Consider the following 7,886-nt stretch of genomic DNA (forward strand, 5'->3'; position numbering starts at 1 on the left):
AGCCGGCGACCATCGACCTGCACACGACCGAGGGCCGCTCCTGGCGCCTGACCCTCGACGCCGACGGCGTCCGCTGCGACGACCTCGCCTCCGACGCGGAGCCGGGCGACATGGCGATGCGAGGCGCAGCGAGCGAACTGGTCCTCTACTTCTACGAGCGCCTCCCGCTCGACGTCCTGGAGACCACCGGCGACACCGAACCGATGGAGCAGCTCGCAGACTGGGACCCGAACGCGTAAAGAGCGCACTTGTGACGCATCTGTCGGTGATGCGCGCGCTCCTGCGGGCGCCACTGGGCCCGGAATTGCGGACATCGGGCGGCTGCGGGCAGGCTGCGGGTCTGCTGTCCAAGGGCGAAAGGCGCACCTGCGGGCGGCTCGCGCTCGACTGGGGGACAGTGCGCGGCGGGTGCAGATTGCCGGGACCGACCTCCTAGATCAAGCAGCGGCTTGGCGGTCCGCTGACTGCTGGTCTGTAGCTGCGGTGCCGTGCAGCCGGTACGCCGCTGGTTATTACGCCAGGTCACCGGCGGGCCGGGTCGTCGAGGGCGTCGCGGTCGATCATGGAACGGACTGTGCACGCAGTACGTCAGCCCTGAAGTGATCACCGAAGAGGTCCTTCGGGCCCTCGTCCAGTGCTGGACCGAGGTGTCCAACGCGGGCGGAGCGGCTGGGTCCCGTTTCCGCCGGTCGATGCGATCGAGGTGGGGGGGGCGCTGTCCATCGCCTCGCCTAGGGCCAGTCCGAAAGCAGCCGTCCCATCGTCGGCACGGTCGACGGCGGCATGGGTCGGCTCCACTCCGCTGCGATGCCCATCCGCTGGTGTCGCACTGGGGCAAGGGCACGCTGCATCATGTCGAGACTCGGCTCGGTGTGCGCGGACAGGGCATCGGTGCAGGTCTGGTGCGCCGGGCCCGTGATGTTGCCCTTGACGAGATGGGCCTGGAGCAACCGCTCCTCGCCGCACGCGGAGGTGCAGGCCTCGAAGAGTTCTACGGTCGGCTCGGATGGAGGGAGATCGGCCGTTGGCCGGACGCCCTGCGACCGGCCGTCGGCGACGACCGTGAAGGTCCTCATGCTTTGTCGCCCCGTGACGCTCGGTCCGGTCCGGGGGGTGTTCGACCCGCGCACGCCGGCGCGGCGGGTGTGTCTCGCAGACTGCCACTGGAGCTCGACAGCACCTCGCTCCACGGCTGAGCAGGGGTTTGGCTGGGGCCGCCAACCCGCCCTCAGGTCCGTTGTCACAGTCGGCGGCTACCTTGCAGCTCAGTGCACAGTGCACAGAGCTCAGCACACAGTCAGAACGAAGCGCAGAAGCAGGGAGCGGCAATGGCCGTCGAGGTGGGGTACGCGCAGGCGTGGGACGGGGAGGCCCGTGCGCCTTGGCGGCCGATATGCGCCGGAGAGGCCCGGGAACGGGATGCCACTGGGCTTCCGTACGTGGTGGTGTACCGGGAGCCGGGCCGGGAGGCTCCGCTGGAGGTCCGGCTCGTCTCGTGGCGGGACCACTACGTCGGGCTGTGGGTGTACGACGCCCAGGGCCGCCGCACCTACGACCTGGACATGCGGGTGCTGGACGACCCGGCGCGGCTGCTGCGCCGGTACACCGTCGGCTGGCACTACACCGGCCCGCAGATGCCGGAGTTCGACGAGAAGTGCCCGCGCATCACCGTGGAACTCTTCCCGGACGGGAGGGGGCGACGGACGGAGGAGCCCCGGGGGAAGGGCGGGGAGTCGCACGACACGTCCCCCAGGCTCCGCGACGACGAGCGCTGGATGGACCGCCCCGCCTTCGGGCAGTGGCCGCTGCTCTCGGCCCAGGTGCACGGGCTCATGGAGCCGCCGGACCTCGTGGTGGCCGAGTCGGGCGAGGCGGGCGAGCCCGGTGACGGAGATGCCCCCGCCACCTGCTGGCGTCCGCCGCGCGCCGCGCAGCCCGGGCCGATCGACGAGCTGTTCCGGCCCGGGGTTCGCGTGACCGACGGGTATCACCCCGAGCAGACCGTCGTGGAGCCCCGCAGGGTCGGCACACTGCGGGTGCCCAGCGGGCTGCTGGCGGTCTCCGGCCCGGACGTCGACGAGGGCGACGGACCGCACATCTCCGTCCCCGTCCCGCCCGGGGAGTACGTACTCGACGAGGCGCGGGTCCACTACAGCTACCACTGCGAGTGGCGGGACACCGAGGTCACGACCACGGGCGCCACGGCCGTCCGCCTCCTCGTCAGCGAGACCCCCGCCGCGACCTGGGAGATGGCCCTGGGTGCGGACGACGATCCCCGGCTGTTCATCGAGGATCAGATCGCCGGCTTCGACACCGACGGCGCCACCGGCTGCTTCGCCGACGCCGGGGCCTGGGAGCCGCTGGTCGCGCTCTTCGAGCGGGGGCTGATCCAGGGAGAGCCGGACCTGGACGGGTACGAGGACATCGACGACGGATCCATGTTCCTGCAGCGCACCTGGGACGAGGCCTCCGGCGGCGAACTCATGGCCTTCGCCACGACCGGGGACGGTACCTACCCCGTGTGGGTCGGCCGTTCGGACGCCGGTGAGGTGGTCGCTGTCGTGGTGCTGGTGGAGCGGATGCCCGAACTGCTCCCGGAGCGGGACGGAACCACCGCCGATGCCTGAGACGACGTACGTGACCTTTGAGGAGTCCTGGGAGGAGGCGTCCCGTACCGGTGGTCGCGCGCAGTCCCGCGAGGAGGCGCGCGCCCGGGATGCCGCCGGCCTCCCGTACGCGGTGATCTACCGCGTGCCGGGTCGTGAAGTCCCGCTCGGGGCGCGGATGGTGGCGTGGCAGGCCGGCGTGCTCGACGCCTGGGCGTACGACGAGCACGGCCGCCGGACCGCGCCGAGGCCGAGCTGCGACTGCGAACCGACGAGGGGCGGCTGTTGATCCGGCGGCTGCTCGTGCGGCGGTACGGCCACGAATGACGAAGCGTGGCCCGCCGGAGAACGGACACTCCTTCGGGGCGGAGGCGATGCGACCGTGCGGCCCGGGCGCTCGGTCCGGAACCGGCCGGACTGCAGTCCGAGGCGGTGGCCCCGGCCCGGAGCGTGCGCCGGCGCGCGGCCGGGGCTGCGCCGACCGGTGCGTGAGCGGGGCGGGATGCGCGACGGATGGCGGGTGACCCCCCGGGGTGACGACCGTGAGGATGGTCGCCATGGACCCCGAACTCGAAGCATTCATCCCGTTCCTCCCGCAACTCGACATGAACGAACCGGTCACCTCGCGCAAGGAATTCGCCGAGCGTGCGGCTGCGGCGCCGGCACCGGACACCTCGGACATGGAGGTCGAGGACCGCACGGTGTCCGCCGATCCGGACGTGGCGGTCCGGGTCTACCGCCCGCACCGGGCCCAGGGCGCCGTCGTCTGGCTGCACGGCGGCGGCGGAGTCTTCGGTGACCTGGACACCGAGCATCCGTGGGCCGCCCGGGTCGCGTCCCTTTCCGGGGCGGTGGTGGTCTCGGTGGGCTACCGCCTGGCGCCCGAGGACCCGTTCCCGGCCGCCTTCGACGACGCCTACGCCGCACTGCTCTGGACGGCCGAGCACGCCGGCGAACTCGGTGTCGACCCGGCGCGGATCGCGGTCGGCGGTCACAGCGTGGGCGCGAACCTCGCGGCCGCGGTAACGCTGCGGGCGCGTGACGAGCAGGGGCCTGCGATCCGCTTCCAACTGCTCAACCAGCCGGGGCTCGACGACCGGCAGGACACGTGGTCGGCGCGGAACTTCACCGACACGCCCTGGTTCGACCGCGACAAGCTCTCCGCGGCGTGGCGGCACTATCTGGGCTCCCGGCCCGCCACACCGTACGCCGCCCCGGCCCGGGCCGCCGATCTGTCCGGGCTGCCACCGGCCTACATCGCCACCGCGGAGTTCTGTCCGAACCGCGACGAGGGCATCGCCTACGCCCTGCGCCTGATGCAGGCGGGCGTGCCGGTCGAGCTCCACCAGTGGCCCGGCACCTTCCACGGATCGCAGGCGCTTCTGTCCGCCGAGGTGTCGCAGCGCCAGAACGCCGAACTCGGCGCCGCTCTGCGCCGCGCCCTGGCGCCTTGAGCCGTGCACGTCGAAAGGCACGGGGAGCGTCCCCGCAGCCTGCCCTCATTGATCACGAAAGGACGACCGTCTTGAAGATCCGACTGGCGATATGTGGAAGTATGGCCGCATTGAGCGTCTGCGCGGGCACGGTGGCGGCAGCTCCCGCGCCCGGCGGGACGAGTACCGTGACGGCCGGCAGCGCGAGCCCGTCGTCCCCCTTCCGCCCCGCCGAGCTGAAGTCCGCCCTGGACGGTGTCCACCGCGCGGGTGTGCCGGGGGTGTACACCGAGGTGCGCGACGGCGGCCGGACATGGCGGAGCGCTTCCGGGGTCGCCGATGTCACCACCGGCCGTCCCGTCACGCCCGACATGCGGCAGCGTGTCGGCAGCATCACCAAGACCTTCACGGCCGCCGCGGTCATGCAGCAGGTCGAGCAGGGCCGGATCGGGCTCGATGCGCCGATCGGCGACCACCTGCCGCAGCTCGTGCCGGGAGAGCGGGGCCGGAAAATCACGGTGCGGATGCTGCTCAACAACACCAGCGGCATCCCCGATTACATCCGATACGCCTTCCCGTCCCTCCAGACCGGCTCGCCCCAGAGCCTGGACGACAACCGGTTCAGGCAGTTCCGCCCGGCCGAGCTGATCGAGTTGGGCCTGAACGCGCCCCCCACCGGCGAGCCCGGCGGCCCCACCGGCGTGTACTCCAACACCAATTACCTCCTCCTCGGCCAGCTCCTGGAGCACGTGACGGGTACCCCGGCCGAGGAGTACATCACCCGGAACGTCATCCAGCGGGCCGGCCTGCGGCACACAGCGTTCCCGACCGGGACGCGGATCCAGGGGCCGCACTCACGGATGTACGAGGCCCTGTGGGGGCTGCTCGACCCGCCCCGCGACTACAGCGTCTACGACATGTCCTGGACGGGAACGGGGGCGGCCCTGGTGTCGACCACGGATGATCTCAACCGTTTCTACCGCAAGCTGCTCGACGGCGAGATCGTGAACCGGTCGTCGCTGGAGCAGATGCAGCGCACGGTCCCGGTCATCGCCCTGGACGGATCGACGATCCAGTACGGCCTCGGTCTGCACAAGGTCGACATCCCGGATTGCGGTACCTTCTGGGGTCATGACGGCACGGTCTGGGGGGCCGGAACGATCTCCCTGACCCGAGCCGACGGCAAGCGTCAGATGTCGGTCGCGGTCAACCTCCAGAGGTGGAACGCGCCGGACTCCTCGGGGAAGCCGCAGCACCACCCCATCGACGACGCGCTGAAGAAGCTGTACGGGCAGGCGATGTGCGGCGACGGTCAAGCCGCGCGTCAGTAACCGTCCGAGGCGAGTTCGGGACGAGTGCGAGGCGAGTTCGAGGTGGCGGCCGCACAAGGTCCCGCCCAGCTCCGCCGGTCGTGGGTGCGCCGGCAAAAGGGTTTGACCTCGTGGGCGGTCGGCGATCGGATGACGGTCCATGAGCACTGCACAGATGCATCCCGACGCGCATCCCGTCGACGAGGACCTCGTACGCCGGCTGATCGCCGGGCAGTTCCCCCGGTGGGCCGGGCTGACCGTGGAGCGGCTGCCGCCGGGCGGCACGGTCAACAGGATGTACCGGCTGGGCGACGGCATGGTCGTACGGCTGCCGATGCTGGCGGGCGGGGCCGAGGACGTGGCGAGGGAGCGGGAGTGGCTGCCCCGCCTGGCACGCCGACTGCCCACGCCCGTGCCGGAAGTCCTCGGGGCCGGGGAGCCCGCCGAGGGCTGTCCGTGGTCGTGGTCGGTCTTGCGATGGCTGGCGGGGGAGAACCCCGAGGCCGGGGCGTTGCGTGAGCCGGTGGCGCTGGCCCGCGCCCTGGCCGGGTTCGTTGCGGCGATGCGGAGCATGACCCTGCCGGGGGCGCCGAAGGCCTACCGCGGGGGCCGCTCGCCTCGCTCGACGCGCCGACCCGGGTGGCGATCGGGCGACTCCGCCGGATCCCGGAGGAAGGCGTCGACTGCGATGCCGTCGCCGCCGTATGGGAGGACGCGCTGCGGGCCCCGGACCCGCACGGACCGCGCAGTTCACGGTGGCGCCTTCCGCATCGGATTCCGGAAGGGCCGGAATCAGTCCCGGATCCGGCCGAAGAAGAGCAGGAGCACGGGCGAGGCCGGGCTGCGGCCGAGCGGTTCGGTCGAGTGGCTCGGGTGACGGGATCAGTGCTCGTCCTGGAGCCGGTCGCGCTGCAGCTGGTGGGCGAGGGTACGGCGTACCGAGGCGGAGGCCGAGGCAAGGGCGGGCGCCGGCGTGCCGGTCGCCGCCTTGGGCGGGACGTCGAGACCGCGGCTGATCTCGTCGTACGCGGCCCGGAATCCGGCCGGCAGTTCCGCGCGATGGTGCGTCAGGTCGACTTCGAGGAGGCGCCGCAGCTCGTCGACGGTGCGGGGCGTGAAGCGCTTGCGGCCCCGGGCGAGGGCGTCGACGCAGCGGGTGCAGCGCGCGGTGTCGAGGGTCTCGGCGACCGCCTCCGCGAGTCCCCACAGGCGCCCTTCGAGCCACGGGGTGTCGTACTGGTCCAGGGCGAACCCCATCGGCGGCGCGGGGTCGTCGGTCGCGTACTTCGCCACCTGCTTGGAGACGGCGGGCTGACTCATGTCCGCGATCCGGGCGATCGTGTCCTGGGTCCAGCCGAAGCCGACGAACAGCTTGATCATCTCGGCGCGCAGCTTCCGCATCTCCTCACCCGCGCGGATGACCTCGTTCATACCGGCGAGCATCCGCACGGCCTGTTCCTCGGTCAGTGTGCCGGGTGTCCGCCGCGCACTCTCTCGATCTGCCACAACTCGGTTATACACCGTGCGCGCCGCGGTTCATAACCAGGTTGTACAACCAGGTTATCTCTGGCAGGGTCCGCGGCATGCCCACATTCACCGCACCTGACGGAACCCGGCTCGCCTACCGCATCGACGGGAGCGGCGACCCGCTCGTCTGCGTCCCCGGCGGCCCGGCGGACTCCGGTTACCTCGGGGACCTCGGTGGTCTGTCCGCGCATCGCCGGCTGATCGTCCTGGACCTGCGCGGCACCGGCCGGTCCGCGGTTCCCGAGGACACCTCCTCCTACCGCTGCGACCGCCTCGTCGAGGACGTCGAGGCCCTGCGCGAGCATCTCGGCCTGGCCCGGATCGACCTCCTCGCCCACTCGGCCGGCGCGAACGTCGCCGCGCGGTACGTGGCCCGCTACCCGGACCGGGTCCGCAGGCTCGCCGTGATCACCCCCGGCACCCGGGCCGTCGGCGTGGTCATCACGGGGGAGAGCCGACGGGAGCTCGCGCGGCTGCGGAAGGACGAGCCCTGGTTCCCCGACGCGTTCGCCGCACTGGAGGCGATCACCGAGGGCACGGGCAGCGACTGGGACGCCATCAGCCCCTTTTTCCACGGACGTTGGGACGCCACGGCCCGGCAGCACCAGGCGGCGGCCCGCCCGGACAACGCGGAAGCCGTCACCCTCTTCGCGGCCGACGGCGCGTTCGACCCGCAGGCCACCCGGGCCGCGCTCGCCACCTGGCAGAACCCCGTACTGCTGCTCGCCGGGGAGTTCGACCTGAACAGCCCCCCTCGGTCGGTGGCCGAGTTCGCCGAACTGCTGCCGGGCGCCACGCTCGTCGTCCAGCGGGGCGCGGGCCACTACCCCTGGCTCGACGACGCCGAACGGTTCGTGGCGACCACCGCGGCGTTCCTGGCGTAGCGACTCCGGGCCGTGAGTCCGTGTCGTCGAAGCAGGCCCGAGGGCACCTCCCGGCGGCAGCGGGGGGAGGGACTTCGACGGCAGCCCTCAGGTCAGAGCGATGGCCCCGGCAGGATTCCCCCCTGC

Annotated in this window: 7 protein-coding genes and 2 pseudogenes; 7 read left to right on the top strand and 2 right to left on the bottom strand. The window is 71.9% G+C overall.

What is annotated here, in order from left to right:
• A pseudogene (locus tag ACWGIU_RS22410) lies at positions 1 to 239 on the top strand (hypothetical protein); the annotation flags it as partial.
• Between the two features lie 492 nt (positions 240 to 731).
• Here the strand turns inward: ACWGIU_RS22410 and ACWGIU_RS22415 are convergent.
• Complete coding sequence (locus ACWGIU_RS22415) at positions 732 to 1,076, bottom strand: hypothetical protein (RefSeq protein ID WP_453708403.1); 345 nt, start codon at positions 1,074 to 1,076, stop codon at positions 732 to 734.
• A gap of 252 nt (positions 1,077 to 1,328) precedes the next feature.
• Between ACWGIU_RS22415 and ACWGIU_RS22420 the strand changes: the two genes are divergently transcribed.
• From ACWGIU_RS22420 to ACWGIU_RS22440, 5 genes and pseudogenes are all read left to right on the top strand, one after another.
• Positions 1,329 to 2,627, top strand: coding sequence for a DUF4241 domain-containing protein (locus tag ACWGIU_RS22420; RefSeq protein WP_453708405.1), 1,299 nt, complete (start codon positions 1,329 to 1,331; stop codon positions 2,625 to 2,627).
• Positions 2,620 to 2,895 (top strand): hypothetical protein, encoded by a 276-nt coding sequence (locus ACWGIU_RS22425; RefSeq protein ID WP_453708407.1) that lies wholly within the window; start codon positions 2,620 to 2,622, stop codon positions 2,893 to 2,895. Before ACWGIU_RS22420 ends, ACWGIU_RS22425 begins: the two co-directional genes overlap by 8 nt.
• A 268-nt stretch (positions 2,896 to 3,163) precedes the next feature.
• Positions 3,164 to 4,060, top strand: coding sequence for an alpha/beta hydrolase (locus ACWGIU_RS22430; RefSeq protein WP_453708415.1), 897 nt, complete (start codon positions 3,164 to 3,166; stop codon positions 4,058 to 4,060).
• Positions 4,061 to 4,161: 101 nt separating this feature from the next.
• A complete protein-coding gene (locus ACWGIU_RS22435; RefSeq protein WP_453708409.1) occupies positions 4,162 to 5,370 on the top strand; it encodes a serine hydrolase domain-containing protein in 1,209 nt (402 codons plus the stop codon).
• Between the two features lie 139 nt (positions 5,371 to 5,509).
• Positions 5,510 to 6,093, top strand: a pseudogene (locus ACWGIU_RS22440) (phosphotransferase); the annotation flags it as partial.
• A gap of 138 nt (positions 6,094 to 6,231) precedes the next feature.
• Here ACWGIU_RS22440 and ACWGIU_RS22445 read toward each other — a convergent pair.
• Positions 6,232 to 6,855, bottom strand: coding sequence for a sigma-70 family RNA polymerase sigma factor (locus tag ACWGIU_RS22445; RefSeq protein WP_453708411.1), 624 nt, complete (start codon positions 6,853 to 6,855; stop codon positions 6,232 to 6,234).
• 77 nt (positions 6,856 to 6,932) lie between these two features.
• On the opposite strand from ACWGIU_RS22445, the gene ACWGIU_RS22450 reads away from it, so the two are divergent.
• Entirely contained in the window at positions 6,933 to 7,760 is an 828-nt protein-coding gene (locus ACWGIU_RS22450) for an alpha/beta fold hydrolase (RefSeq protein ID WP_453708413.1), read from the top strand.
• Positions 7,761 to 7,886: the final 126 nt, after the last annotated feature.

The sequence above is a fragment of the Streptomyces sp. NPDC054840 genome (assembly GCF_053611065.1).